We start from the raw sequence: 26,247 nt of genomic DNA on the forward strand, positions 1-26,247 counted from the left end.
TTGGATCCAATCGAATTTCGTTGTCAATCACGAGGAGAGCGGCTGACCGCCGCGACGGACGGTCTGCCTGGCCGACGAAGGCGCTTGACCGCATTCATCCAACAGTAGATATCATGATGATAGTCACTTCTGGAGGCGTCGATGCAGCGCAAGAGTTTCGGGGCGATGACCTGCCCGATCGCGCGCGGCCTGGAGCGGGTCGGCGAGTGGTGGAGCATGTTGATCCTGCGCGACGCCTTTGCCGGGATCGCGCGCTTCGACGACTTCCAGCAGAGCCTCGGGATCGCGCCGACGATGCTGACCCGCCGGCTGAACGCGCTTGTCGAGAGCGGCCTGCTGGAGCGGCGGCGCTATAGCGAGCGGCCGCCGCGCGACGAGTATGTGCTGACCGAGCGCGGCGTCGATTTCCGCCCCGTGCTGATCGCCATGATGGCCTGGGGCAATCGCCATTTCGCGCCGGAGGGCGCATCGATCCTGATCGTCGACAGCAGGACGGGCGAGCCGGCCGAGCCGATGCTCGTCGATCGCCGGACGGGCCGGCCCCTGATGTCGCCGGATTATGAGGTCGCGGCCGGTCCGGCCGCGACCGAAGGCACGCGTCGCCGGGTGGCGCGCAGCAAGCTGCTGCGCGAGGCGGCGTCCAATTCCGCGACGGGAGCCGTCTCATGAATGTCGCCGTGCCTCCGCCGGCCGTGGCTGTCGCTGCCTCCGGCACGGTCGATCCTGCGATGAGCCCGCGCACGCGCCGGCTGCTGCAAGGGGCGATCCTGCCGACGCTGCTCAGCATGGCCTGGCCCAACATTCTGGTGATGCTGGCTCAGGCCTCGACCGGGCTGATCGAGACCTGGTGGATATCGCATCTCGGCACCGATGCGCTGGCCGGCATGGCGCTGGTCTTCCCCGGCTTCATGATGATGCAGATGCTGTCGGCGGGCGCCATGGGCGGCGGCATCTCGTCGGCGATCGCGCGCGCGCTCGGGGGCGGCCGGCGCGAGGATGCCAGTGCGCTGGTGCTGCATGCCCTGATCATCAACGGGTTGCTGGGTCTCGGTTTCTCCGCGCTGTTCCTGGTGTTCGGCCCGCAGCTTTATCGTGCGATGGGCGGGCAGGGCGGCTCGCTTGAGGCGGCGCTGCAATATTCCAACATCGTCTTCGCCGGCAACATCCTGGTCTGGCTTTTGAACGCGCTGGCGAGCTCGATCCGCGGAACCGGCAACATGCTGGTGCCGTCGCTGGCGATCTGCGTCGGTGTCGTGCTGCTCGTCCCGCTCTCGCCGGTGCTGATCTTCGGCTTTGGCCCGGTGCCGGCCATGGGCATCGCCGGCGGCGGGGTCGCGGTCGTGCTGACGACGGCGCTGACCGCTGGCGTGCTCGGCTGGTATATCCTGTCGCGCCACAGCCTGGTGCGGCCGAAGCTGGCGCGGCTGCGGGCTGCCCTGTTCGGGGACATTCTCCGGGTCGGCGTCGTCGGCTCGGTCAGCACCTTTCAGACCACGCTGACGGTGGCGCTGACGACGGCGCTGGTGGGCGCTGCCGCGGGCCCGGATGCGGTCGCCGGCTACGGTACCGGCTCGCGGCTGGAATATCTGCTGATCCCGCTCGTCTTCGGGCTCGGCGCGCCGCTGGTGGCGATCGTCGGCACCAATATCGGCGCGGGCCAGCCCGAACGCGCCTTGCGCGCCGCGCTGCTGGGTGGCGCGGTCGCGTTCTTGCTGACCGAGACCATCGGGATCGCAGCCGCGATCTGGCCGCTGGCATGGCTTGGCCTGTTCGACACGGACCCGCGCATGCTGGAGACGGGCGCCGCCTATCTGCGGCTGGTCGGGCCGACCTATGGCTTCTTCGGGCTCGGCCTGTGCCTGTATTTCGCCTCGCAGGGAGCGGGCAGGCTGCTCTGGCCGCTGCTGGCGGGTCTGCTGCGGATGGTGCTGGCGGTCGGTGGGGGTTGGGTCGCGCTGCGCCTGACCGGCTCGCTGTTCTGGGTCTTCGCGGCGCTGAGCTTTGCGCTCGTAGTCTATGGCGCGCTGCTGGCGAGCGCTGTCGCCTCGGGCGTCTGGTTCCGCAGGACAAGCTCCGCAGCCGGGCACTGAGAAGGCTGTCGAAGCACGGTCCACAATGTCGGGACTTGCGGGGATTGCAAGTTGAGGGTATATGCCCGCATCATGAATGTCGGTTGCTACTGCACGATCCTGAAAGCCGCCACCCGGCGGATGGCGACAGCCTATGACGAGGCGCTCGCGCCCGTCGGGATCAATGTCGCGCAGTTCAGCCTGCTGCGGACGATCACACGGCTGGAGCCGGTTACGCTGACCGAACTCGGCCGGCGCATGGAGCTCGATCGCTCGACGATCGGGCGCAATGTCCGCGTCGTCGAGCGGATGGGGCTGGTCGGCCTCGGGCGAGGCGAGGACCAGCGCGAAGCCATGGTGACGCTGACCGATGCCGGCCGCGAGGCGCTGGAGCAGGGCACGCCGCTCTGGGAAGGGGTCCAGACGACGCTGGAGGCGCGAATGGGTCCGAAGGCTACGCAGGAACTGCGCGATATCCTCGCTCGAATCTGAATTTTTCGAATAATTACGGGTAGATACCCATAATCAGGAGACGATCATGGCGTCCTTCGCCGATACGACGACCCCGATCCCGAGTTCCGCGCTGGCGCGTCTGCTGGCCAGGCGTGGCATCCATTACGGCTGGGTCGTCGCCGCCGTGACCTTCCTGACCATGCTGGTGACGGCCGGCGCGGTCGGAGCGCCCGGCGTGCTGATCGGGCCGCTGCAGCGCGAGTTCGGCTGGGCGACGGCCGATATTTCGTCGGCGCTGGCGGTCCGCCTGATGCTGTTTGGCCTGTTCGGGCCTTTTGCGGCGGCGTTCATGAACCGCTTTGGCGTGCGCCCGGTTGTCGTCGTGGCGCTGACGCTGGTTGCGAGCGGCATCCTCGGCTCGTTTTTCATGACGCAGCTCTGGCATCTCGTACTGCTCTGGGGCGTCGTCGTCGGCATCGGCACGGGCATGACCGCGATGGTGCTGGGCGCGACCGTCGCGACGCGCTGGTTTTCCGCCCGGCGCGGGCTCGTGCTGGGCCTGCTGACGGCCAGCACCGCGACGGGTCAACTCGTCTTCCTGCCGCTGCTGGCAAACCTGACCGAGCAGATCGGCTGGCGTTCGGCGCTTGCCTTCGTGCTGGTCATGCTGGTCGTCGCCGCGCTCGCCGTGCTCGCGCTGATGCGCGACCGGCCGGCCGATGTCGGGCTTGCCCCTTTTGGGGCGGACGCGATCGTGCCGGCTCCGGCGCAGGCGGCGGGTCTGGGCGCCATGTTGATGTCGCCGCTGGTGGCGCTCGGGGATGCCGCGAAGACGCGCACCTTCTGGGTGCTGTTTGGCACCTTCTTCGTCTGCGGGGCCAGCACCAACGGGCTGGTTCAGACGCATTTCATCTCGCTTTGCGGCGACTACGGCATGGCTGCGGTGACGGCGGCCGGCGTGCTGGCGATGATCGGCGTCTTCGACTTTGCCGGCACGGTCGGCTCGGGCTGGCTGTCGGACCGCTATGACAGCCGCTGGCTGCTGTTCTGGTATTACGGCCTGCGCGGGCTCTCGCTGCTCTATCTGCCCTTCACCGATTTCTCGTTCTACGGCCTGTCGCTTTTTGCGGTGTTCTACGGCCTCGACTGGGTCGCGACGGTGCCGCCGACGATCAAGATCGCGGCCGACCGCTTCGGCGAGAAATCGAACCTCGTCTTCGGCTGGATTTTCGCCGGCCACCAGATCGGCGCGGCTTTCGCGGCTTATGGCGCAGGCTTCACGCGAACGGTCTATGAGAGCTATCTGCCGGCGTTCTTCATTGCCGGTGCACTCTGCCTGTTTGCGTCCGCCGCCGTGGTGACGTTGCGCGGGACGGCCGTTCCGCGGCTGAAGCTGGCCTGAAACGCGACCCTTTGCAGGAGCAGACGACGATGAGCTTTCCCTATCGCACCGCCTTGATCGTCGGGACCGGTCCCGGCATCAGCGCCTCGCTTGCCCGGCAATTGACGGAAGCCGGCGTCAAGGTCGCGCTCGCCGCCCGCAATGTCGAGAAGCTAGACGCGCTCGCGGCCGAGACCGGGGCTTCGACCTTCACGGTCGACGCCGCCGACCCCGCCGGCGTCGCCGCGTTGTTCGAGGCGGTCGACGCCGCGCTCGGCGAGCCCGACGTCGTGATTTACAACGCAAGCCAGCGGGCGCGCGGCCCGCTCGCCGAACTCGACCCCGCCGAGGTTGCCCGCGCGCTTGCGGTCACGGCCTATGGCGCGTTCCTGGTGGCGCAGCAGGCGGCCCGGCGCATGCTCAAGCATGGGCGTGGCGCGATCCTGCTCACCGGCGCGACGGCCGGCGTGAAGGGCTTTGCGCTGTCCTCGCCCTTCGCCATGGGCAAGTTCGCGCTGCGTGGGCTCGCCCAGAGCGCGGCGCGCGAACTCGGCCCCAAGGGCATCCATGTCGCGCATTTCGTCATCGACGGCGGCGTGCGCAGTGCGGTTCGTCCCGATGCGAACGACAGCATGCTCGATCCCGACGCTGTCGCGCAGACCTATCTCGATGTGCTCAGGCAGCCCAAAAGCGCCTGGTCGATGGAGGTCGAGCTGCGCCCCTGGGTCGAGACGTTCTGACTCACTCCGCCGCGCATGCGGTGAGCGGAGGCAGGCTCGTGCGGCGCTGGATCAGGTCGTCGCGGGCAAAAAGCTCGGCCAGCCAGTCGACGAAGACGCGCACCTTGTTGGAGAGGTGGCGGTTGGGCGGGTAGACGATGTGGAGCGGTTTTGGGCTGGAGCACCAGTTCGTCAGCAGCGGCACGAGCCGCCCGGCCGCGATATGCTCCTGCACCATGAAGGTCGGGACCTGGATGATGCCGAGGCCGGCGAGCGCGGCGGCGATATAGCCCGAGCCCTCGTTCAGCGAGACGACATAATCGCCCCTGACCTCGATCGTCTCCTTGTGATCGACATAGGTGAAGGGCATGGCGCGGCTGGTGCCGGCCAGCCGATAGCCGACGATGGCGTGGCCGTTCTCCAGGTCGCGCGGATGCTTTGGCGTGCCGTGCCGGGCAAGGTAGTCGGGCGTGGCGCAGGTGATTAGCAGCATCTCGCCGATGCGCCGTGCGATCAGGCTCTGGTCGTGGAGTTCGCCGCCGCGAATGGCGCAGTCGAGGTTCTCCGCCAGCAGGTCGGCCGGCCGGTCGCTCAGGCCGAGATCGATCTGGATGTCGGGATAGCGGGCATGGAAGGCGGCCAGAGCGGGGATCACGACCTGCACAGCCAGCGGTCCGCTGCAATCGACGCGCAGCCGCCCGCTCGGCCGCGCCTGCGACAGCGCCATGCTCGAATCGAGCTCGTCGATTTCGCCGAGCACGCGCAGCGCCCGCTCGTAATAGGCCGCGCCGTCCATGGTCACGGTGACGCGGCGGGTGGTGCGGTTGAGCAGCTTTGCGTGCAGATGCGCTTCCAGTTGCTGGATCTGCTTGGTCACGGTCGGTTTGGGGATATCGAGGAGGTCGGCGGCGCGGGTGAAAGTGCCGGCCTCGACGACGCGGACGAAGGCGCGCATGGCGCTGAGCTGGTCCATCGTTCATTCTCCGTCACTCGATCATTGTTTCCATATGGGAATAATGAATGAGCGAACCGCTTATTTATTAGCGCATCAGTATCACCTAAATCCTACCGCACCGCAACATCCCTGGTCGCGCCATGACTGCCTTGCCCGCCCTTCAGCAACAACGCCGCCGCGCCGTCTTCTGGCGTCAGGAGACGATTATGGCCGGGCCTGCAACACTCGAGGGTCGTCTCTATGCGCCGGCCGAGGTTGCTGACGAGGCCGGCCTCGTGCTGCATCTGCATGGCGGCGCTTTCACGGGCGGCTCGCTTGCCGAGGGCGAAGGCGTCGCGACGGCGCTGGCGGAAGCCGGCGCGGTGGTGTTCTCGCTGGACTATCCGCTTGCGCCCGGCAGCCGCTTTCCCGAGGCGCTGGAGACCGCCTTTGCTGCCCTGCAGACCCTTGCCAAGTCACGCGCCCGCTATGCCACCAAGCATGCTCCGATTTATGTCGCCGGCGAGGAAGCCGGCGGCAATCTTGCCGCTGCGCTGGCGATGATGGCGCGCGACCGGCGCGGTCCGGCGCTCGCGGGCCAGATACTGTTCTCGCCGATGCTCGATGCATGTCTGGGCACCCAGTCCCTGCGCGAGGTCGACGCCGGGCCGGTCGGTTGCCGCTGGGCCGATGGCTGGGCCGATTATCTCGGCACGCCCGACAGGGCGGCGCACCCTTACGCGACGCCGCTCAATGCCTCCAGGCTGTCGGGCCTCGCGCCGGCGCTGCTGATCACGGCGCAGGACGACCCGATGCGCGACGAATGCGCGGGCTATGCCCGGCGTCTGCAGGAAGCGGGTGTGACGGTGCGCCACCATGTGCAGACTGGCCCGAGCCGTTGGCCCGACGCCTATGCCGGCACTCTCACGGAAGGCTCCTGCCTATGTCTGGCATGTGACCACGTTACCAAATTCTACGAGCTGACCGCGCCGCCCTAGAGACGCTCAGCTGGAGCAGGATTTCCGCGGAAAACCGGTTTCCACTTTTCCGCATCCTGCTCCAGGCGCGCTTTCGGCACACCTCATTCAAAGTTTCTCTTGGAAGGACCAAACCCATGATTCAGGGAACGAACCGTCGTCGCCTGCTGGCTGGCCTCGCAGCCAGCGTCTCGCTCGCGGCCGTCATCATCTTCAACGCATCGGGCGACCATGCGCAGGGCGACACCCCGCCCGCCGCACCGCCCGCGACACCCGTCTCGGTCGCCACCGTCGAACAGCGCGACCTCGTCGCCTGGGCCGAGTTTTCGGGTCGACTGGAGGCGATCGAGCGCGTCGAGGTGCGCTCGCGCGTCTCCGGCGTGGTCGAGGCCGTGCATTTTCGCGAGGGCAGCCTCGTCAGGCAGGGCGACCTGCTGATCAGCATCGACCAGGCGCCCTATCTCGCCGAGTTCGAGCGGACGCAGGCGCAGGTGCTGGCGGCCGAGGCGCGCGTCGCGCTGGCGGCCGGCGAGCATGAGCGCGGCCAGCAACTGATGGCCAGCCGCAACGTCTCGCAGAAGGATCTCGATACGCGCTTCAATGCGCTGCGGGAGGCGCAGGCCAATCTGCGCGCCACTGAGGCGGCCCAGCGTACGGCGCGGCTCAATCTCGACTACACCCAGATCCGCGCGCCGATCAGCGGCCGGATCGGCAAGCTCGACGTCACCATCGGCAACCTCGTCGCAGCGGGCGCAGGCGCGCCCCTGATGACGACACTGCTTTCGGTCGATCCGATCTACGCCTCGTTCAACGCCGACGAACGCACGGTGCTCGATGCGCTGGCATCGCTGCCTGCAAACAATCGTTCGCTCGAACAGATCCCGGTCAGGCTCGCGACCGCCACGAACGACGCGGCGAGTTATGCCGGCAAGCTGCGCTTCATCGACAACGGCGTCGATGCCGCCAGCGGCACCGTCAGGGTGCGCGCGGTGCTGGACAATCCCGAGGGCAGGCTGATGCCGGGCCAGTTCGTGCGCGTCCAGATGGGCCAGGCCCGCTCCGAACCGGCTCTTGTGATCAACGAACGCGCCGTCGGCACCGACCAGAACAAGAAGTTCGTCTTCGTCGTCGGCGAGGACAGCAAGGCGCTCTGGCGCGAGGTTACGCTGGGGGCATCAAATGAAGGCCTGCGCATCGTCACCAGCGGCCTGAAGGCGGGCGAGCGCATCGTCGTCAACGGCCTGCAGCGCATCCGGCCGGGTGCGACGGTCGCGCCTGAATCCGTGCCGATGGCGGAGAAATCCGAACTGCGCCGCGCTTCGGCCAAGACCGAGATCGCGCAGCGCTGAGGGGTTTAGCCGTCATTCTTGGGCGAAGCGAAGCGCAGACCCGAGAATCTCCTGCCTGAGATGCTCGGGACAAGCCCGAGCATGACGCGCCGGAACGGCGCCACGCATTTTCCACGCAAGACATCCGCTCCAAAGGGGGGCGTGCCATGAACCTGTCCAAATTCTTCATCGACCGGCCGATCTTCGCCGGCGTGCTCTCCGTGCTGATCCTGCTCGCCGGGCTGATCTCGCTGCGCATCCTGCCGGTCTCGGAATATCCCGAGGTGGTGCCGCCCTCCGTGGTGGTCAGGGCGCAGTATCCCGGCGCCAATCCGCGCGTCATCGCCGAGACGGTGGCCACTCCGATCGAGGAGGCGATCAACGGCGTCGAGAACATGCTGTACATGTCGAGCCAGGCGACGACGGACGGGCTGATGACGCTCACCGTCACCTTCAAGCTCGGCACCGACGCCGACAAGGCCCAGCAGCTCGTGCAGAACCGCGTCAGCCAGGCCGAACCGCGCCTGCCCGAGGAGGTCAGGCGTCTGGGCGTCACCACGATCAAGAGCTCTCCCGACCTGATGCTGGTCGTGCATCTGCTCTCGCCCAACAACCGCTACGACATGACCTATCTGCGCAACTACGCGGTGCTGAACGTCAAGGACCGGCTGGCGCGGATCGACGGCGTCGGCCAGGTCCAGCTCTTCGGCTCTGGCGACTACTCGCTGCGCATCTGGCTCGATCCGCAGAAGGTCGCCGAGCATGGCCTGTCGCCGAGCGACGTCGTGCGCGAGATCCGGGCGCAGAACGTCCAGGCGGCGGCCGGCGTCGTCGGCGCGTCGCCGAGCGCGCCGGGGCTCGACCTGCAGCTTTCGGTCAATGCGCAGGGCCGCCTCCAGAGCGAGGAGGAGTTCGGCGAGATCATCGTCAAGACCGGCCCGACCGGCGCGGTGACGCGGCTGAAGGACATCGCCCGGATCGAGCTCGGCGCGGCCGAATACGCGCTGCGCTCGCTGCTCGACAACAAGCCGGCGGTGGCCGTCCCGGTGTTCCAGGCTCCCGGCTCGAACGCGATCACCATCGCCGACCAGATCCGTCGGACGATGGAGGAGATCAAGCAGAACATGCCCGAGGGCGTGGACTACAATATCGTCTACGACACCACGCAGTTCGTGCGCGCCTCGATCCATGCCGTCGTTACCACCCTGCTGGAGGCGATCGCGCTGGTCGTGCTCGTCGTCATCGTCTTCCTGCAGACCTGGCGGGCCTCGATCATCCCGCTGGTCGCCGTGCCGATCTCGGTCGTCGGCACCTTTGCGGTGATGCATCTGTTCGGCTTCTCGATCAACGCGCTCAGCCTGTTCGGGCTCGTGCTGGCGATCGGCATCGTCGTCGACGACGCCATCGTCGTGGTCGAGAATGTCGAGCGCAACATCGAGCAGGGTCTCGAGCCGCGCCAGGCGACCTACAAGGCGATGCGCGAGGTCTCCGGTCCGATCATCGCGATCGCGCTCGTGCTGGTGGCGGTGTTCGTTCCGCTCGCCTTCATCAGCGGCCTGACCGGGCAGTTCTACCGCCAGTTCGCGCTCACCATCGCGATCTCGACTGTGATCTCGGCGGTGAACTCGCTGACGCTGTCGCCGGCGCTGGCGGCGCTTTTGCTGCGCGGCCACCACGCACCCAAGGACGCGCTGACGCGGGCCATGGACTTCGCCTTCGGCTGGTTCTTCCGCGGATTCAACCGCTTCTTCAACCGCTCGTCGCAGGCCTATGGCCATGGCGTCGGGCGCATCCTGTCGCGCAAGGCGGTGATGATGGCGGTTTATCTGGTGCTGGTGTGCCTCACCGCCGTGCTGTTTCGCACCGTGCCGGGCGGCTTCGTGCCGGGCCAGGACAAGCAGTATCTCGTCGGCTTCGCGCAACTGCCCGACGCCGCCACGCTCGACCGCACCGAGGACGTCATCCGCCGGATAGGCGAGATCGCCCTGAAGCATCCCGGCGTGCAGAGCGCGGTCGCCTTTCCCGGCCTCTCGATCAACGGCTTCACCAACTCGTCCAATGCCGGCATCGTCTTCGTGACGCTGAAGCCCTTCGAGCAGCGCAAGGATCCCTCGCTCGGCGGGGCTGCGATCGCGATGCAGCTCAACGGCCAGTTCGCCGCGATCAAGGACGCCTTCATCGCGATGTTCCCGCCGCCCCCCGTGCAGGGTCTGGGCACCATCGGCGGCTTCAAGCTGCAGATCGAGGATCGCGCCGGGCTGGGCTACAAGGCGCTGGACGAGGCGACCAAGGCCTTCATGGCCAAGGCCGCGGCCGCGCCGGAGATCGCCGGCATGTTCTCGAGCTTCCAGGTCAATGTTCCGCAGCTTTTCGCCGATATCGACCGCACCAAGGCGCGCCAGCTCGGCGTCGCCGTGACCGATGTCTTCGACACGCTGCAGATCTATCTCGGGTCGGCCTATGTCAACGACTTCAACAAGTTCGGGCGGACCTACACCGTCCGCGCCCAAGCCGACGCTGCCTTCCGCGCCTATCCCGAGCAGATCGGCAAGCTGCGCGTGCGCTCGTCCTCGGGCGAGATGGTGCCGTTCAGCGCGGTGCTGAACGTGCGCGCCGACGCCGGCCCCGAGCGGGCGATGCGCTATAACGGCTTCCTGGCGTCCGACATCAATGCGGGCCCCGCGCCCGGATATTCGTCGGGGCAGGCGCAGGCGGCCGTCGAGCGCATCGCGGCGGAGACCCTGCCCAAGGGCTTCGCCTTCGAATGGACCGAACTGACCTATCAGGAGATCCTCGCGGGCAATTCCGCCATGCTGGTGTTCCCGATCGCGATCCTGCTCGTGTTCCTGGTGCTTGCCGCCCAGTATGAGAGCCTGACCCTGCCGATCGCGATCATCCTGATCATTCCGATGGGGCTGCTCGCCGCGATGACCGGCGTCTGGCTGACGGCTGGAGACAACAACGTCTTCACCCAGATCGGGCTCGTCGTGCTGGTGGGCTTGTCGGCCAAGAACGCGATCCTGATCGTCGAATTCGCGCGCGAGCTCGAATTCGAGGGCAGGACGCCGGTCGAGGCCGCCATCGAAGCCAGTCGCCTGCGGCTGCGGCCGATCCTGATGACCTCGCTCGCCTTCATCATGGGCGTGGTGCCGCTGGTGACCTCGACGGGAGCGGGCGCGGAAATGCGCCATGCCATGGGCGTCGCGGTCTTCGCGGGCATGATCGGCGTCACCGCCTTCGGCATCTTCCTGACGCCGGTGTTCTACGTGCTGATGCGCAAGCTCGGCGGCAACAGGGCGCTGAAAAGCGTCGCGCATCAACCCGATGCGCCGGAGCTTGCGCGGGCCGCCTGAGGGTTCATCGCGCCGCCAGGACAACGATCGCGGCTTTACTTTCGGCTGCCCTTGCGAAAAAGCAGGGTGGCCGAAACGCCAAGATCCGTTTTCACCGGGACGATGAGACGCACCATGGCGCAACTGCCGCTGTTCTATTCGAGCATCGTCGTGCTCGACCGCAATACGCATCGCGAGACACGCCTGGCCTCCGCCGAGAAGGCCTATGCCTTTGCGTCCGTCAGCCATCTCGTGCCGGCCATGGTCGCGGAGTTCGCGCTCGGCTGCCGCGACATGCCGATCCTGTTCGTCGAGGAGGCCGCCGGCATCTCGCCGCTGTTCATGGTCGGCATGCGCAACGGCGAAAGCGATTTCGTCGATGCCGCCGGCCGCTGGACCGGCCTGCACATCCCGGCCTATCTCCGGCGCTATCCCTTCATCGGCGGCGAGGTCTCGCAGGAGCAGCAGGTCGTCTGCCTCGATGGCGGCTTTGCCGGGCTGCAGGAGAAGGAGGGTGAGCGCCTGTTCACCGAGGCAGGCGAGCCGAGCGAGATGCTCACGCGTGCCGTCACCTTCGTGCGCGAATATGCCGATGCGGCGAAGGCGACGGGCGCTTTCACCGCCGCGCTGAAGGCGCTCGATCTGTTCCAGACGATGTCGGTCGAAATCCGCTCGCCCTCGGGCGCGACGTCGAGCTTCAACGGCTTTTCGGCGATCAGCGAGGAGCGGCTGAACGCCCTGCCGGAGGCGACGCTGGCCGAATTGCGGGCCAAGGGCTATCTCGCGCCGATCTATGCGCATCTGATCAGCGCCGCCAATTTCGGCACGCTGGGTGAGCGCGCCGCCGCGAAGGCCGCAGCCTGAGCCGGCCCGGAAAACGGGCCTATTCCATCGACAGGTCTTCTTCCTCGCGGGCTTTCGACATCGCCCGCGTCGCCTTGACGTGGCGTTCCATGCGGCGGAAGGCGGCGTCGCCGTCGCCGGCCTCGATCGCCGCGATGATACGTTCATGGGCGCGCACGACCTCGCCGCGCAACGCCGGCAGATCATATTCGTCGATGACGGTCGAGGCGACGACGCCGTAGGAGACCGAGTAGAGGAAGGCCGCCAGCAGATCGTTGCCGCTCGCGGTGGCGACCGCGTTGTGCCAGTCGACGTTGATGGCGGCGAACTGGTTGCGGTCGTCGAGCGCATCGGCCATTTCGCCGTTCAGCTCGCGCAGGCGCTCGATGTCGTAGGCGTTGCGCCGCTCGGCCGCGAAGCGTGCCAGCGCCGGTTCCAGCGTCTCGCGCACCTCCTGCAGCGTGCGCAGCGAAAGCCGCCGCCCGCGGACGAACTGGGTGATGACATGGGCCATGGATTCGGCGCCGGGGCGGCTGACGATGTTGCCGCCGAGCCGGCCTAGCCGGGTCTTGACCAGCCCTTCGACCTCGAGCTTGCGCAGGGCCTCGCGGACGGAGCCGCGGCTCAAGCCGGTCTGGCTGACCAGCTCGCGCTCGGTCGGCAGCCGCACGCCTTCGGCCAGTTCACCGTCAATGATGGTCTGGCGCAGCTTGTCGGCGAGCACCTCGTATGATTTCTGGACCGAGATCCGGCCCAGCTTCGTTTCCGGGGCGCTGTCCGCCTTCTTCATGAAAACCTCTGCTCGGCGGGCCAAATCCGACCATAGCCTTTTAATGATGCAATGGTAAGAGCAAATTAGGCTGGATCGCGACCCGCCTGTTCCTCTTGTTACAGACCCTGCCGGAGGGGCATGTTACCCATCATCCACCGCGAGGATCGTGGCGGCGATGGGGGTTATGATGGACTCTGCGAATCGACGGCCTTTCGGGCGGCGCGAATTTCTGCAAGCCGCGGCTCTGGGAGGTCTCGGCATGCTGGCCGAACCTGCGCTCGCCGACACCACGGCAGGCCTCGTCACGGCCGTCAGCGGCGACGCCATCGCACAGCTGAACGACGCCAGGCGGACGCTTTCGGCGGATGGACCGGTCTTCGTCGGCGACCGTCTCGCCACCGGTGACGGCGCGCGTGCAAACCTTCGGCTTGGCCGCGCCACCGATCTGCGCCTCGGCGAGAAGGCGAGGCTGACCATCGACCGTTTCATCATGGAGGCCGGCGGAACCATCACCCTGGGCTCGGGCGCGCTGCTGCTCGACCGGACGCCCGGCAGCGGGACCGGGCAGATTCGCGTGCGCTCCGCCTATGGCCTGATCGCGGTGCGCGGAACGCGCTTCTTCGCGGGGCCGAGCAACGGCGTCTTCGGCGTCTTCGTGGTGCGCGGCAAGGTCGATGTCAGGGCCGCCGGGCAGACGGTGTCGCTGGTAGCTGGCGAGGGTACGGACATCGCCAAACGCGGCGCGGCCCCCACGCCTGCCAAGATATGGGGCGAGGCGAGAATCCGCGCCGCGCTGGCACAGGTCGAATAGGTGAGCGACAGTTCAGCCCTTGCCGCGCTGCTTGGCGAAACCGCGCTGTTTGCGCGCCTCGACACTGAGGCGCTGCTCTCCTGCGCCGAGGCCTTCCGCGAACAGCGCTTCGAACAGGGGCAGATGCTGTTCTCGCGCGGCGACCCCGGAGACCAGCTTATTCTGGTCGCCGCCGGGCGCATCCGGCTCGCGGTCACGACCGAGGACGGCCGCGAGCTCAGCGTCCGCCATGCCGTGCGCGGCGATCTGCTCGGCGAGATCGCGGTGCTCGACGGCGGGGCGCGCTCGGCCGATGCGGTCGCGCTGACGCCGGTCGTCATCCATGGCCTGCGCAGCGCCGAGTTCGGGCGGCTCGTCGCCCGTTATCCGATGCTGTCTGGCGGCATCATCGCGTTCCTGTGCCGCCGCCTTCGCCAGACCACCGACCAGCTCGAGGGCATCGCGCTCTATTCGATAGAGGTCAGGCTCGCGCGCTTCCTGTTGGTGGGGCTCGGCGGGCGAAAGCCGGAGCCCGGCAAGCGCGTGCCGCTCGACATGGCGTTCTCGCAAAGCGAGCTCGCACAGCTGCTCGGGGCGAGCCGGCCCAAGGTCAATGCTGCGCTGGGCGCGCTCGAACAGAGCGGCGCGATCAAGCGCACCGCCGACCGGATCTTCTGCGACCCTGAGGCGCTGGCGAAATACGCAGGCGTCGGCGATGGCTGAGCGGCGGCGATTGTCGCCGCCGGTTACAGCCGGGCTCATCGCCGGGGTCAGCCTCCTCCTGCTGTTGTTGCTGGCCTTGCCCACGGGCTGGCGCGAGACGCTGCGCGAACGCGTCTTCGACGCCATGCTGCGCGGCGCCGCGCCCTGGCGGACGGTGGTGTCGACGCCGAAGCTCGCGATCCTCGATATCGATACCGCGAGCCTTCAGGCGATCGGTCCATGGCCGTGGCGGCGCGAGACCATCGCGAAGCTGATCCAGGCCACGAATGCCGCCAGGCCCGCCGCCATCGCGCTCGATGTGCTGCTGGCCGGGGAGGACACGCGCTCGCCTGCCGCGCTTGCCCGCCAGCTTGCTGGCGAGACCGGCCGGAGCGATCTCGCCATTCTCGCGGAAACGCTCGCCGACGGCGACAAGGCGCTGATCGAGGCGCTGGAGGCGGCTCCTGCGGCTGTAGGTTTCGTGCTCGATCCGCGTGGCGGCAGCGCGATCGCCGAGGTTCCGATCCTGACGCGCGAGGGCGCGGGTCTCGGTGGCCTCTGGACGGAGGCGGGCGCGACCGGCCCGCCGCCTGCGATCGCTGGCGCCGCGTCGGGTGCGGGCGCGATGTCGCTGCCGGGCGACGAGGACGGACTGGTGCGGCGCACGCCGCTGTTCGTCTCAATTCGTGGCGAGATCCGTCCCGGCCTCGCGCTGGAGGCGCTGCGGCTGGCCTCGGGCGCGTCGGGTTATCTGGTGGCCGGCGATCCCGCCCGATTTGGCGTCGGCGAGATGACGCGGCGGCTGCCGCCCGACGGTATGCTGAGGCTGGTTCCCGGCAGCACTTCCGTGACGACCCTGCGCGCCGCCGATCTGCTCTCCGGCCGCGCCGATATCGCGGCACTGGCCGGCGCGATCGTCTTCATCGGCGGCTCCGCGCCCGAACTCGGCGCCTTGCGGTCGAGCGCGCGCGATCCGCTGACGCCCTCGACGCTGCTGCAGGCCGACGCCACCCGCCAGATCGCGGCGGGCATCGTCCCGATCCGGCCCACTTATGCTGTCGCGTGGGAGCTTTGCGCGGCGGGCGTCCTCATCCTGTCGGGCGTGGCGATGGCGCGCCGGTTGCGGCCGTTCCTTGCCGCGCTGGCGATGGCGGCGCTCGTCGCGCTCGTCCTTGCGGTTACGCTGCGGCTGGCGGCCTCCGATCATCTGCTCGACCCGCTTGCGCCGGCTGCGTCCGGGCTCGCGGCGTTTCTGGCGACGTCGCTGGCGGCGTTTTCCGAGACGCGACTGCGCGAGGCCCGCTTGCGCCGGCGTTTCGAGCAGCATCTGGCGCCCGGCGTGGTCGAGCGGATCGTCGCCAATCCATCAGTGCTGAAGCTTTCGGGTGAACGGCGCGAGATCACCGCGCTCTTCACCGACATCGAGGGTTTCACGCAGACGACGCGCGAGATCGGGCCGGAGCAGCTCGTGGCGGTGCTGGACGGGTATTTCGGCGGCGTCACACGCATCGTCGGCGAGCATGGCGGCATGGTCGACAAGCTCGTCGGCGACGCCGTCCACGCCTTCTTCAATGCGCCGCTCGATCTTCCCGAGCATTCCAGGCGCGCGGTGGCCTGCGCGGTGGCCGTACTGGACTGGACCGAGACCTACCGGGCGAGCGGGTTGCCCGCGCAGATCAGGCTCGGCCGGACGCGGCTCGGCATCGAGACCGGCGAGGCGATCGTCGGCGATGTCGGCGGCGGGGCCAAGCTCGATTACACCGCCCATGGCGATGCGGTGAATACCGCAGCCCGGCTGGAGGCGCTGAACAAGGAACTGGGTTCGTCGATCTGCATCGGGCCGATGGCGGCGCGGCTCTGCGGCGAGGGGCTGGTGTGTCCGCTGGCGCGGGTGGAGCTGCGGGGCCTGGGCGAGGTCGAGGTGTTCACGCCGGTCGAGGGCTTGCCAAAGGATATGCCAGTCTGAAACGCGCCGTCGTCCCGGGCGACCGCAGGTCGACCCGGGACCCATTCCTGAACCTGTCCGAGATGCGTTCCGGAATGGGTCCCGGGTCTTCGCTTCGCTGCGCCCGGGACGACGCCTTTGTTTTGATCCGCAATCGCAGCCCGGGCGGCGGCGCCAACGCCGCCTCACTGGTCTCGCATCGCCTTGGCCAGACTGTCGCGCATGGGGCCGATCAGGTAGGTCAGCATGGTCCGCTCGCCGGTGATGATGAGAACGTCGGCGGGCATGCCGGGCAGGATCTTCGCCATCAGATCCCTTGGCAGAGCGGCGGCGTCGATGGTGACGCGCGCCTGATAGAAGGTCTCGCGTGTCGTCGGGTCCTGGACCGCATCGGCCGAGACGGTTTCGACCACGCCGAAGAGCGGGTCGGTCTTGCGCGAGAAGGCGGGGAAGCGGATCTCGGCCTTCTGCCCGGCGGCGACGCTCTGGATGTTCAGCGGCGAGACGCGGGCCGACAATACGAGGTTTTGCATCGGCGGCACGACTTCGGCCAGCGTCGATCCGGGCGAGACGACCGCGCCGAGCGAAGGCACCTTGACGTTCAGCACGACGCCGGAGCGCGGGGCGCGGACATCGACGCGCCCCAGCACATCCTGCGCCACCGCGCGCCGCTCGCGCAGGTCGGACAGTTTTGCACGCGCCTCCGTCAGGGTCTGGGTCAGCTCCTCCTGGCCACGCTGGCGGGTCTGGCGGATCTGCAGGCGCGATTCCGCGATCACCTGATGCTGGCGCGCCATGTCGCCTTCCAGCCCGCCGATCTCGCCGTCGATGCGGGAGCGCTCGCGTTCCAGCGCTCGGAACTTGTTGCGGGCGAACAGGCCGCGATCGACCAGCGGCTGCACCGCGTCCATCTCGGCGGTAAAGCTCTTGAGCTGGATCTGCAGCGCGGCGAGCCGGCGCGTCTTGCCCTCGAGATCGTTGCCGGTCTGCTCGATCCGGGTTTCCAGAATGCCGACCTGATTGGCCATGGAGCGCAGCCGCTCGCCCAGCAGGCGCTGCTGCTCGGCCATGACGGTGGCGACCTCGGGCCGCTCGGCCCGGCTTGTCAGAACCTCGGGAAAGGGAATGGTCTGGTCGCCGTTGCGCTCGGCGATCAGCCGCGCCTCCAGCGCCAGCGCGGCGTCATACTGCTTGCCGATCAGGTCGGCATTGGCCCTCGCGGACGTCGGATCGAGCCGGAACAGGACCTCGCCCTCCTCGACATGCTGGGCGTCCCTGACGAGGATCTCCCGGACGATGCCGCCTTCCAGATGCTGCACCGGCTTGCGCTCGCCTTCGACCGCGACGCGGGCCGGGGCGATGGCGGCGCTGTCGAGCGGGGCGAGCGACGCCCACAGCCCGAAACCGCCGAAGACAAGCGCGACAGCGCCATAGCCCAGAAAGGCGAAGCGGCGGTGGTCGCCGGAGGTCTGGGTCTCGAAAGCGATGGTCATGACATGGTCTCCCCTGGCCGCGGCATTGCTGGAACCGACCATGCCGGCGCGCGCCGGGCTTTGCTGTCACGCGGGGAACAGCGCGCGCACGGCAACGAACCGCCGCGGTTGCCCGCGGCGGCCCGGTCCCGTCGTGACGCGTCGTCTCAGCCGAAGAGATGGAAGGACGAGGGTTGGTGCTTGTCGTCGAAGTCGCCGAAATCATGCTTTGCGGCGACGGGATGATCGTCGAAATGGGCCGGGGCGGCCTTGCCCTTGGCGACGCTGGCGTGGCTGTCATAGCCATGGTCTTCGTTCTGGGCCGGGGACGACTTGCCCTTGGTGTCGAAGGCATGGTCGTCGAGGTGCTTGTCGGCCTTGCCGCCCTTGATCGACCCGAAGTCGAAGTCGCCATCGTCGAACTTGCCCGCATCCTTCTTGGGCGAGAGGCCGAGCTTCTCGAAGACCTCTTTCGGCAACTCTTCCTTGAGCTCGAAATGGGGCTTCTCGATCTTCGTATCCTGATCGTGCCGGAGGTCGCCGAGCTTGTCGGCCGCCGCGTCCTTGAGGGAGACGACGACGTCCGAGCCGCCCTTGTGACCGTCGGATTTTCCGGCGGAACTCGCCGCGTCGGCAGCATGGTCAGCCGCTTCCTTGACCTTGTCGACGGCCTTCTGGACCTCGTCGAAGAAGCTGCCGAAGAAGCCGTCCGAGGAGCCCTGCGAGGAGCCTTGCGACTTGCCGCCCTTCAGGCCCTGTGACGTGCCGGTCTGGACCAGGTCGAGCGCGTCATTGGCGCCAGAGCCCTCCTTGAAGCCGTCGACGAAGGCATCGACGATGCGGGAGCCTGCGCCGACCGCTGCCTCGGCCGCCTTGCCGAACCCTTCGGTGACGCCGCCGGCGACGCTGCCCACCGTCTCGGCGACATCGGTCGCCGTGTTTTTGACGTCCTGGGCCCGGTCGCCGATGAAGTCGACGACGGTCGAGGCGGTCTTGCCGGCTGAGTCGGCCAGATCGCTGACCGCCTCGCCCGCATCCTGACCCACCTTGCCGGCTTCGCGCCCGAAGTCGACGACGCCGACGCGGAGGCTTGTCGCGCCGTCCTCGGCCGCGCCCTGCACGGTCTCGACCGCCTGGTCGAGCAATCCCCGCAGGCCGTCGGCGAAGTCGGACGATGCGTCGCCCGCGCTGTCGGCGAGATCCTGGCCGGCTTCCGCCACGGTCGCGGCCGCCTTGTCGAGGAGACCGCGCGCACCATCGGCGAAGTCGGAGGCTGCGTCCGCGGCCTTGCCGCTGAGCTCTCCGGCCTTGCCGGCCACGTCGACTGCGGCATCGACGCCTGCATCCGCCGCGTTGCCGACCGCTTCCTTCGCCCCGGTGAAGGTCCGGACGAGAAGGTCGGGGACGTATTCGCGGGCGAAATCCGCGATTTCGCGAGCGTCGTCGATCTTCTCGTCGATCGCGTCCTTGGCCTGACCGAGGCCATCAGCCACGGTTTCGACGACATCGCCCAGGAACTTGCCCGTCGCTTCGGCCGCATCGGAGCCCTTCTGCGCGACATCGCGCAGGAACTGGCCGGAGGCCAGCCCGAAATCGACGCCGGCGTCGCGGAGTTCCTGACCGATCTCGTCGGCCCCCTGCTTCAGGTCGGCGACGACATCGCCGGCCGTCTCGACGAGGTTCTCGCCTGCCTTGACCGCGCCGTCCTTCAGGTCGGTCGCGACTTCGACGCCGGTGCGGACACCATTGTCGATCGCGGTGAAGACGCCGTCGGCGATGTCCTTAAGGTTCTTGCCGGCGGTCTCGACCGTGTTTTCGACCGCCTCGGTGACGCCGTCCTTGAGGTCGTTGACGACCTTGCCGGCGGTCTCCAGGAAATTGCGTCCGTTGTCGACGATGCCGTCCTTGGTGTTGTTGACGACGTCTTCAGCGGTTTCCAGGGCATTCTTGCCGCCGCGGATGACGCCGTCCTTCACGTCGGTCGCGACATCGACAGCGGTCTCGAAGGCGTTCTCGGCGGCATTGAAGACGCCGTCGGCGACATCCTTGACGTTCTTGCCGATCGTCTCGACCGTGTTTTCGACCGCCTCGGTGACGCCGTCCTTGAGGTCGTTGACGACCCTGCCGGCGGTCTCCAGGAAATTGCGTCCGTTGTCGACGACGCCGTCCTTGGTGTTGTTGACGACGTCTTCGGCGGTCTCGAGAGCATTCTTGCCGCCGCGGACGAAGCCGTCCTTCAGATCGGTTGCGACGTCGACGGCCGTCTCGAAGCTGTTCCCGGCGGCGCGTTCGGCACCGTCCTTCAGATCGCTGGCGACCTCGACTGCCGTCTCGACCACCTTCCCACCGATCCGGCCGATGCGCTCGGCCACTTCGGACGCTGCATCGACGCCTTTGCCGATTTCGCGACCGATATCTTCGGCGACGTCCTTGCCGGCCTCGATGGTCTTCCCGACCTCCTTGGCGGCATCCTCAGCGCGATCCCTGACGAAGTCGCCGCCGTTGCCGATCTCCTTGCCGACCGTCTCGGCAGTATCGACGGCGGCGTTCTTGCCGTTCTCGATCGCCTTGCCGATTTCGGCCACGGCGGCCTTGCCGCCCTTGCCGACTTCGTTGGCGACGTCACCGACGAAGTTCACCGCAGCCTCCCCGGCCTTGATCGAGCCGACGATGCCGGCCTTGACGCCGTCCGCGCCAGCCGCCGCACCGTTTCCGATCAGGTTGATGCCCGTCTCCACCAGCTGGCCCGCGCCGCGGAAGCCTTCGCGAACCGTTTCGCCCGGATTCTCGGCGAAGCTCGTCAGGGCGGAGCCGATATCGGCCGCGGCCCGGCCGATCGCCCGGCCCGCTTCGCCGGCGGCGTTCGCGCCGGCCTGGGCGGCATCCTGCGCCGTGTCGGTGACGGCTTCGACGACATTCGCCGCGGTCTCCACGACCGCCTCGCCGACATCCTGCGCGGTGTCGACAATGGCTTCGCCAGTATCCTGCGCGGCTTCGCCGACGCCGTTCAGGAAATCGCCGACTGCATCAAAAAGGCCCATGACACGCTCCATCTTAATTGCGCGGCCGTCGCGCGGTCCGCCGGGTTGCTCGTTGCGCCGGCCTGTCCGCTTCCCGCGGTCCGGCTCGACATCGCCAACATGAGCGAGGAAGGTCTCCGCCGCTGTTCCGCGCGGAACAGCGGGCAGGCGCGGGTCGCCGCATGGTCGCGGTCATCGGGCGAGCGCGCGGATCAGAATGCGTCGCAAGCCCCGGGGCACACCGAGCCGCAGGAGCGACCATCATGGGCAAGTCCGCCAGCCACGCCGCCAGGAGCCCGCTCTCGATCGCGATCCGCGCCTGCATGCCAGGCCTCGTCGCAACCGCGGTGATCAGCATGTTCATCAACGCGACCATGCTGGCGACGCCGCTCTACTCGATGCAGGTCTATGACCGCGTCCTGTCCAGCCGCAACGAAACCACGCTCGTGCTGCTGACGCTGATCGTGCTGGCCTTCCTGATGCTCTACGGCATCCTCGAATATGCCCGCTCGGGCGTGCTGGTGCGCACCAGCATCGCCTTCGAGCGCCAGCTGCGCCGCCCGCTCTTCGACACAATGATGCGCGCCGAGCTCGACCCCGAGCACCGCCAGGGCCAGCAGGTCATCCGCGACGCCGAGATCATCCGCGAATCGCTCGCCAGCGGCACGGTCGCGATCCTGTGCGATCTGCCCTGGACGCCGTTCTTCGTCCTGCTCTGCTTCATGATGCATCCGGTCCTGGGCACGATCTCGCTGATCGGCGCGGGCCTGCTGTTCGGGCTGGCGATGCTGACCGAGATCCTGACCAAGAAGGGCGTCGATACCGTCTCACGACTGTCGCACGACGCCTCGGTCTTTGCGGCGTCGGCGCTGCGCAACGGCGAGGTCGTGCGCGGGCTGGGCATGGGCGACACGGTGCTGGAGCGCTGGTGCGGCCAGCAGAGCGCCGCCGTCGCGGCCAACGCCCAGTCGGCCGAGCGTACCGCGATGCTGGTCGCGCTCTCCAAGTTCGCCCGGATGGCGGTGCAGACTGCCGTGCTGGCGGCCGGCGCGTGGCTTGCCATCGAAAAGCAGATCTCGCCCGGCGCGATGATGGCCGCCTCGATCATCATGGGCCGCGCGCTCTCTCCCGTCGAGCAGATCGTCGGCCAGTGGAAGCGCATCGTCGGTTGCCGCGGCTCGTATCGCCGGCTGAACGCGCTCTTCACCGCGCTGCCGCAGCAGGCCGATCCGGTCCATCTGCCGGCACCCGTCGGCCATATCGAGGCCGAGAACCTGGTGATCTGCCCGCCCTCGGCGACGCGACCCTCGGTCCGGGGCGTCAGCTTCGCGCTCGAGGCCGGCGACAGCCTGGCGATCGTCGGCGCGTCGGGCAGCGGCAAGTCGAGCCTAGCGCGGGCGCTGGCCGGCGTCTGGGAATTGCGCAACGGCGAAATCCGCGTCGATGGAGCAGCGCTCGACCAGTGGGACCGCAACCAGCTCGGCAAGAGCGTCGGCTACCTGCCGCAGGATGTCGAACTCTTCGCCGGCACGGTCGCCGACAACATCGCGCGGCTTGGCGAGATCGACTCCAAGGCGGTCGTGGCGGCGGCCCGCGCGGCCGGCGCCCATGACGTCATCCTGCGCCTGCCCAAGGGCTACGATACGCCGATCGGCGAGGGCGGCGTCGCACTCTCGGGCGGCATGCGCCAGCGCGTCGGCCTCGCCCGGGCGCTCTATGGCGACCCCAAGCTGATCGTGCTCGACGAGCCCAACTCCAATCTCGACGAGGATGGCGAGCGCGCGCTCGCCCAGGCGCTGGCGGCGATGAAGGCGGCCGGCCGCACTGTCATCCTCGTCACCCATCGCCCGCAGATCCTCGCCTTCGTCGAGAAGGTGCTGGTGATGTCCTTCGGCAGCGCGCTCGCCTTCGGCGAACGCGACGACGTGATCGCCCGGATGCGCGGCAACAAGGTCGCCGCCGTCGAGAACCGCCGCTCGGCCTGAGCGGCGCGAAACCCTCCACCCAACCCAGATCCGCACCCTGCGGATTGCTCAAGAAAGGGAGATAACGTTATGATCCGTCAGACATTCACCATTCGTCGGTATCCGGGCGCCCAGCAGGGCTCGGGCCTTCCCGTCCGGAGACCCCGCATGTCGCTTCGCTCGCTCCTTGCCGCCGCCATGCTGGCCTGCGCCAGCCTTGGAGCCGCATCCGGGGCGCTCGCCCAGCCTGCCGCCTCGGCCAAGCCGCCGGTTCTCGTGCCGCTCGACCAGGCTTTCATGCGGGCCGCGACCCAGCTTTTCGACAAGCTCGATGCGGCCGCCGGCGAGGCGACCGTCGTCATCGACCCGCTGGTCGACGGCGTCAGCGGCATCCAGTCGGCTGCGACGCGCGGCTTCGACAGGCGCATCGCAGAACTCGTCGCCGAGCGCTACAAGCACGTGAAGGTGCTGCCGTTCACGCCCGAAAACGTCGCCAAAGCGCGCTTCGTCTTCATCGGCACCTTCAACACCATCAACAATGCCGGCCAGCCAGCCGGCGAGCGCGACGCCTTCTGGATCTGCTTTGCGCTGGTCGAGCGCGAGGCCAAGACGGTGTTCGCCCGCAGCGTCGCCCGCGCGACCGTGAGCAATGTCGATATCGCGCCGGCCAAGGCCTATGCCGACACGCCGGTCTGGGGTCTCGACGCCGCGACGAAGGCCTATATCGAGGCCTGCCAGAAGTCGCAGCCCGGATCGCCGGTCGCGCCGGCCTATCTCGACCAGCTCCAGGCCGCGGCCCGCATCCGCGAGGCCACCGTCGCCTACGAGGCCGGCGACCATCGCCAGGCGCGCGACGGCTATCGCGAGGCCAAGGCATTGCCGGGCGGCGACCAGCTGCGCGTGCTGAACGGGCTTTATCTGTCCTATTCGGCGCTGGGCGAAGGCAACGAGGCGAATGCGGCCTTCGGCCAGATGGTCGAGCGCGGCTTCACGCTCGGCAAGCTCGGCGTGATGTTCCTGTTCGAGCCGAACTCGACCGCCTTCAACGCCGACACGCGCGTGTCGGGCAGCTATCCGGACTGGCTGCGGACCATCGCGGAGCAGGCCGGCAAGACTAATGTCTGCCTGCAGGTCGTCGGCCATGCCAGCCGGACAGGTTCGGAAGCGCTGAACGACCGCCTCTCGCTCGACCGCGCCGCCCGCATCGCTTCGCTGCTGAGCCAGCAGACGCCGGCGATATCGAGCCGGCTGCGGCCGTCGGGCGTCGGTTTCCGCGAGACGCTGGTCGGCCTGCCGCGCGACGACGCCAGCACCGCCGTCGACCGCCGGGTCGAATTCAAGGCGGCCCCCTGCGCATGAGCATGCCGCGCGATGGGCGCCGACCGCTTCCGGCCGGTGCGGCCGTCAACGACGATCTCTCGATCGAACGCAGCGTGGCCACGGGCCCCGCTGCGTTCGCCTATTCGGGCTGGAGCGGGGCCGGGCGGCAGCCCGTCGAGATCGTCGAAGCCTTTCCGCAAGGACTAGCGATCCGGCGCGAGGATGGTGCGGTCGTGGCGCTGACGGGATGCGAGGCGGCCTTCGCCAGCCGGCTGCAGGCCTTCGCGCAACGGGCGCAGGCGCTCGATGCGCTCGGCCATCCCTTCATCGCGCCTGCCGGCATGTCGGTTGCCGAGCAAGGCACGCAGTATCGCGTGCGGCCCTCGACCGGGGCCGTCACGCTCGACAGCTGGTGCAACGACCTGCTGCGCCGCCCGAGCCCCGAGGAGGTTGCAGGCGTCGTCGAAGCGATCGCGGATGCGCTGGCTTGCGCCCATGCGGCGGGCCTCGTCCATGGAGCGATCTCGGCACAGCAGATCCAGCTGACGACGGCGGAGGATGCGACCCTGTGCGGCTTCATGCTCGGCCCGCCGGACGGGGCCAGCGCCGCGAGCGATATCGCGGGTTTCGCCGCGACGCTCTACACGATGGTGACGGGGCGCACCCCGCCGGAGCCGCAATTCGCCGAGGCGCGCCACGCCGCCGCGCATATCGCGCCCTACGACTATCCGACCGCCCTGCTGCAGGCGATCGACGCCGCGCTCGGACTCGGGCGGAGCGTCCCACCGGTCGAGCCCTCGCAATGGCTCGCCCAGATCAGGGTTGCTGCCGGCATGGCTGCGCCGGCGCCGACCGTGGTCGTGCCCGTGTCGGCGCGCACCTCGCCTTCAAAGCCGGAAGCCGCAGTGACGCCAAAGCCGGAGAGCGCGGTCCCGGCTGCTGCGAAGCCCAGACGGCTCTGGCCGGCGGTCGCCGCAGCCGTTGTGCTGCTCGCCGCGGGCGGGACCTGGCTCGCGATGCAGCTCGCGCCGCGCCTGAGCCCGCAGCCGACCCCGGCTGCGGTGACGCGCCCCGCCGAAGTTGCGGCCGCACCGCCCGTAGCGACGGCTCCCGCCCCAGCGCCGGTTGCTCCGGCCGCGCCGCAGCCTGCGCCGGTCGTGGTTGCGCCGCTCGTCGCCCCTCCAGCTCCCGTCGCGGTCGCGCCCGTCATCGCCGCGCCGCCTCCAGCCCCTGCGCCCGATCCGGTGGCGGCGCTGGCCGCGCGCGTCGCCGCCGCCACCCAGCGCTCGATCCTGCTCGATCTGATGGCGGCCGGCGCCGGGCTGGAGCTCGTCACCGCTCGGCTGACCGCGCTCGGCTATATTCCGGTCGTAGCCGGCAAGGCGAGCGTACTGCGTCGCCCGGGCGAAGCGGAAGCCTTCAGCGATTGCGCCGATTGCCCTGAGCTGATGCTGGCGCCCGCCGGCGAGGTTCGCATGCAGATCGTCACCAATACCGGGCCGCGCAGTCTGTCGATCACCCTGCCGAAGCCTTTCGCCGCCGGGCGGCACGAAGTCACGCGGGCGCAATTCGCCGCCTTCGTCAAACAGACCGGCCATGCCGTGCAGCCCGGCTGCCATGTCCGCGCTCCGGTCTGGCGCGAGGATCCGCGCCTGTCATGGCAGGAGCCGGGCTATCCGCAGACAGATGACGACCCCGTCGTCTGCGTCAGCTGGAACGATGCGAAAGCCTATGCCGCCTGGCTGTCGCGGCTGACAGGCCAGCGCTATCGCCTGCTTTCGGATGCGGAATGGCACCACCTTGCGGCGCGGATGGCTGACGATCTCAACAACCCGACGCGGCTTTGCGCCGTCGGCAACGGCGCCGACGAGACCGCCAAGGAGAGCAATCCCGGCTGGACGACCGCCACCTGCCGCGACGGCTATCTGAATACCGCCCCGGTCGGGCGGTTCGAGGCCAGCGACTGGGGCCTGAGCGATCTCAGCGGCAATGTCTGGGAGTGGGTCGAGACCTGCGCGCCGGACCCGACGATCCCCGATCAGCCATTTCCGCCGCCGACATGCCGGGACAATGCGCCGCGCATCCTGCGCGGCGGCTCATGGGCCGATCCGCCGTCGTTGCGGACGCTGGATTCGCGCCTCGTCAGTGCGCCCGGCGTGCGCGACCATGTCGCCGGATTCCGCATCGCCCGCGACGTTGGGCCCTGAGGGTTTTCGGCGCAGACGG

At 68.4% G+C, this 26,247-nt stretch carries 19 protein-coding genes; 15 read left to right on the forward strand and 4 right to left on the reverse strand.

Going from position 1 to position 26,247, the window contains the following annotated elements:
* Positions 1 to 141: 141 nt before the first annotated feature.
* The 5 genes from AC1DZY_RS07920 (at position 142) to AC1DZY_RS07940 (ending at position 4,643) form a co-directional block, all read left to right on the forward strand.
* Positions 142 to 669, forward strand: a complete 528-nt coding sequence (locus AC1DZY_RS07920) for a winged helix-turn-helix transcriptional regulator (protein WP_476819550.1) — start codon at positions 142 to 144, stop codon at positions 667 to 669.
* Between the two features lie 59 nt (positions 670 to 728).
* Positions 729 to 2,090 (forward strand): MATE family efflux transporter, encoded by a 1,362-nt coding sequence (locus AC1DZY_RS07925; RefSeq protein WP_476819740.1) that lies wholly within the window; start codon positions 729 to 731, stop codon positions 2,088 to 2,090.
* A 72-nt stretch (positions 2,091 to 2,162) separates the two neighbouring features.
* Positions 2,163 to 2,561, forward strand: coding sequence for a MarR family winged helix-turn-helix transcriptional regulator (locus AC1DZY_RS07930; protein ID WP_476819741.1), 399 nt, complete (start codon positions 2,163 to 2,165; stop codon positions 2,559 to 2,561).
* Between the two features lie 76 nt (positions 2,562 to 2,637).
* A complete protein-coding gene (locus AC1DZY_RS07935; RefSeq protein WP_476819742.1) occupies positions 2,638 to 3,924 on the forward strand; it encodes an MFS transporter in 1,287 nt (428 codons plus the stop codon).
* A gap of 29 nt (positions 3,925 to 3,953) precedes the next feature.
* On the forward strand, positions 3,954 to 4,643 hold the full coding sequence (locus AC1DZY_RS07940; protein ID WP_476819551.1) for an SDR family NAD(P)-dependent oxidoreductase: 690 nt from the start codon (positions 3,954 to 3,956) through the stop codon (positions 4,641 to 4,643).
* 1 nt (position 4,644) lies between these two features.
* Here the strand turns inward: AC1DZY_RS07940 and AC1DZY_RS07945 are convergent, their stop codons facing one another.
* Positions 4,645 to 5,595: a LysR family transcriptional regulator gene (locus AC1DZY_RS07945; RefSeq protein WP_476819552.1), complete on the reverse strand. Its 951-nt coding sequence runs from the start codon at positions 5,593 to 5,595 to the stop codon at positions 4,645 to 4,647.
* Between the two features lie 188 nt (positions 5,596 to 5,783).
* Here AC1DZY_RS07945 and AC1DZY_RS07950 point away from each other — a divergent pair, with 188 nt between their 5' ends.
* The 4 genes from AC1DZY_RS07950 to AC1DZY_RS07965 all read left to right on the forward strand — a co-directional run bounded on the left by AC1DZY_RS07950 (position 5,784) and on the right by AC1DZY_RS07965 (position 12,057).
* Positions 5,784 to 6,554, forward strand: a complete 771-nt coding sequence (locus tag AC1DZY_RS07950) for an alpha/beta hydrolase fold domain-containing protein (RefSeq protein ID WP_476819553.1) — start codon at positions 5,784 to 5,786, stop codon at positions 6,552 to 6,554.
* 116 nt (positions 6,555 to 6,670) lie between these two features.
* Positions 6,671 to 7,882, forward strand: a complete 1,212-nt coding sequence (locus tag AC1DZY_RS07955; protein WP_476819554.1) for an efflux RND transporter periplasmic adaptor subunit — start codon at positions 6,671 to 6,673, stop codon at positions 7,880 to 7,882.
* A gap of 146 nt (positions 7,883 to 8,028) precedes the next feature.
* Positions 8,029 to 11,214 carry an efflux RND transporter permease subunit gene (locus AC1DZY_RS07960; RefSeq protein ID WP_476819555.1) on the forward strand — a complete coding sequence of 1,062 codons (3,186 nt, stop codon included), beginning with the start codon at positions 8,029 to 8,031 and terminating at the stop codon, positions 11,212 to 11,214.
* Positions 11,215 to 11,328: 114 nt separating this feature from the next.
* The gene (locus AC1DZY_RS07965) at positions 11,329 to 12,057 is read left to right on the forward strand and encodes a SapC family protein (RefSeq protein ID WP_476819556.1); all 729 of its coding nucleotides are present in this window, start codon (positions 11,329 to 11,331) and stop codon (positions 12,055 to 12,057) included.
* A 19-nt stretch (positions 12,058 to 12,076) separates the two neighbouring features.
* Here the strand turns inward: AC1DZY_RS07965 and AC1DZY_RS07970 are convergent, their stop codons facing one another.
* Positions 12,077 to 12,826, reverse strand: coding sequence for a FadR/GntR family transcriptional regulator (locus tag AC1DZY_RS07970; RefSeq protein ID WP_476819557.1), 750 nt, complete (start codon positions 12,824 to 12,826; stop codon positions 12,077 to 12,079).
* A gap of 241 nt (positions 12,827 to 13,067) precedes the next feature.
* Between AC1DZY_RS07970 and AC1DZY_RS07975 the strand changes: the two genes are divergently transcribed.
* From AC1DZY_RS07975 to AC1DZY_RS07985, 3 genes are read left to right on the forward strand one after another with little or no spacing between them, the layout of a single operon-like run.
* Positions 13,068 to 13,619: a FecR family protein gene (locus AC1DZY_RS07975; RefSeq protein ID WP_476819558.1), complete on the forward strand. Its 552-nt coding sequence runs from the start codon at positions 13,068 to 13,070 to the stop codon at positions 13,617 to 13,619.
* Entirely contained in the window at positions 13,620 to 14,321 is a 702-nt protein-coding gene (locus AC1DZY_RS07980) for a Crp/Fnr family transcriptional regulator (RefSeq protein ID WP_476819559.1), read from the forward strand.
* Entirely contained in the window at positions 14,314 to 16,266 is a 1,953-nt protein-coding gene (locus AC1DZY_RS07985; protein WP_476819560.1) for a CHASE2 domain-containing protein, read from the forward strand. Before AC1DZY_RS07980 ends, AC1DZY_RS07985 begins: the two co-directional genes overlap by 8 nt.
* A 164-nt stretch (positions 16,267 to 16,430) precedes the next feature.
* Here the strand turns inward: AC1DZY_RS07985 and AC1DZY_RS07990 are convergent, their stop codons facing one another.
* On the reverse strand, positions 16,431 to 17,738 hold the full coding sequence (locus AC1DZY_RS07990; protein WP_476819561.1) for an HlyD family type I secretion periplasmic adaptor subunit: 1,308 nt from the start codon (positions 17,736 to 17,738) through the stop codon (positions 16,431 to 16,433).
* 146 nt (positions 17,739 to 17,884) lie between these two features.
* The gene (locus AC1DZY_RS07995; RefSeq protein ID WP_476819562.1) at positions 17,885 to 20,758 is read right to left on the reverse strand and encodes a hypothetical protein; all 2,874 of its coding nucleotides are present in this window, start codon (positions 20,756 to 20,758) and stop codon (positions 17,885 to 17,887) included.
* A gap of 242 nt (positions 20,759 to 21,000) precedes the next feature.
* Between AC1DZY_RS07995 and AC1DZY_RS08000 the strand changes: the two genes are divergently transcribed.
* From AC1DZY_RS08000 to AC1DZY_RS08010, 3 genes are all read left to right on the forward strand, one after another.
* Positions 21,001 to 22,722: a type I secretion system permease/ATPase gene (locus tag AC1DZY_RS08000; RefSeq protein WP_476819563.1), complete on the forward strand. Its 1,722-nt coding sequence runs from the start codon at positions 21,001 to 21,003 to the stop codon at positions 22,720 to 22,722.
* A 147-nt stretch (positions 22,723 to 22,869) separates the two neighbouring features.
* A complete protein-coding gene (locus AC1DZY_RS08005) occupies positions 22,870 to 24,060 on the forward strand; it encodes an OmpA family protein (RefSeq protein WP_476819564.1) in 1,191 nt (396 codons plus the stop codon).
* Positions 24,057 to 26,228, forward strand: coding sequence for an SUMF1/EgtB/PvdO family nonheme iron enzyme (locus tag AC1DZY_RS08010; RefSeq protein WP_476819565.1), 2,172 nt, complete (start codon positions 24,057 to 24,059; stop codon positions 26,226 to 26,228). The genes AC1DZY_RS08005 and AC1DZY_RS08010 overlap by 4 nt, the downstream gene beginning before the upstream one ends.
* The last annotated feature ends 19 nt before the right edge of the window (positions 26,229 to 26,247 follow it).

The organism is Allobosea sp. P2_A10, from assembly GCF_056405115.1.

Excerpts from the sequence above, each read along its gene's own strand:
- AC1DZY_RS07920 (WP_476819550.1), top strand. The coding sequence starts at position 142 with ATGCAGCGCAAGAGTTTCGGGGCGATGACCTGCCCGATCGCGCGCGGC.
- AC1DZY_RS07925 (WP_476819740.1), top strand. The coding sequence starts at position 729 with ATGAGCCCGCGCACGCGCCGGCTGCTGCAAGGGGCGATCCTGCCGACG.
- AC1DZY_RS07930 (WP_476819741.1), top strand. The coding sequence starts at position 2,163 with ATGAATGTCGGTTGCTACTGCACGATCCTGAAAGCCGCCACCCGGCGG.
- AC1DZY_RS07940 (WP_476819551.1), top strand. The coding sequence starts at position 3,954 with ATGAGCTTTCCCTATCGCACCGCCTTGATCGTCGGGACCGGTCCCGGC.
- AC1DZY_RS07945 (WP_476819552.1), bottom strand. The coding sequence starts at position 5,595 with ATGGACCAGCTCAGCGCCATGCGCGCCTTCGTCCGCGTCGTCGAGGCC.
- AC1DZY_RS07950 (WP_476819553.1), top strand. The coding sequence starts at position 5,784 with ATGGCCGGGCCTGCAACACTCGAGGGTCGTCTCTATGCGCCGGCCGAG.
- AC1DZY_RS07955 (WP_476819554.1), top strand. The coding sequence starts at position 6,671 with ATGATTCAGGGAACGAACCGTCGTCGCCTGCTGGCTGGCCTCGCAGCC.
- AC1DZY_RS07960 (WP_476819555.1), top strand. The coding sequence starts at position 8,029 with ATGAACCTGTCCAAATTCTTCATCGACCGGCCGATCTTCGCCGGCGTG.
- AC1DZY_RS07965 (WP_476819556.1), top strand. The coding sequence starts at position 11,329 with ATGGCGCAACTGCCGCTGTTCTATTCGAGCATCGTCGTGCTCGACCGC.
- AC1DZY_RS07970 (WP_476819557.1), bottom strand. The coding sequence starts at position 12,826 with ATGAAGAAGGCGGACAGCGCCCCGGAAACGAAGCTGGGCCGGATCTCG.
- AC1DZY_RS07975 (WP_476819558.1), top strand. The coding sequence starts at position 13,068 with ATGCTGGCCGAACCTGCGCTCGCCGACACCACGGCAGGCCTCGTCACG.
- AC1DZY_RS07985 (WP_476819560.1), top strand. The coding sequence starts at position 14,314 with ATGGCTGAGCGGCGGCGATTGTCGCCGCCGGTTACAGCCGGGCTCATC.
- AC1DZY_RS07990 (WP_476819561.1), bottom strand. The coding sequence starts at position 17,738 with ATGACCATCGCTTTCGAGACCCAGACCTCCGGCGACCACCGCCGCTTC.
- AC1DZY_RS07995 (WP_476819562.1), bottom strand. The coding sequence starts at position 20,758 with ATGGGCCTTTTTGATGCAGTCGGCGATTTCCTGAACGGCGTCGGCGAA.
- AC1DZY_RS08000 (WP_476819563.1), top strand. The coding sequence starts at position 21,001 with ATGGGCAAGTCCGCCAGCCACGCCGCCAGGAGCCCGCTCTCGATCGCG.
- AC1DZY_RS08005 (WP_476819564.1), top strand. The coding sequence starts at position 22,870 with ATGTCGCTTCGCTCGCTCCTTGCCGCCGCCATGCTGGCCTGCGCCAGC.
- AC1DZY_RS08010 (WP_476819565.1), top strand. The coding sequence starts at position 24,057 with ATGAGCATGCCGCGCGATGGGCGCCGACCGCTTCCGGCCGGTGCGGCC.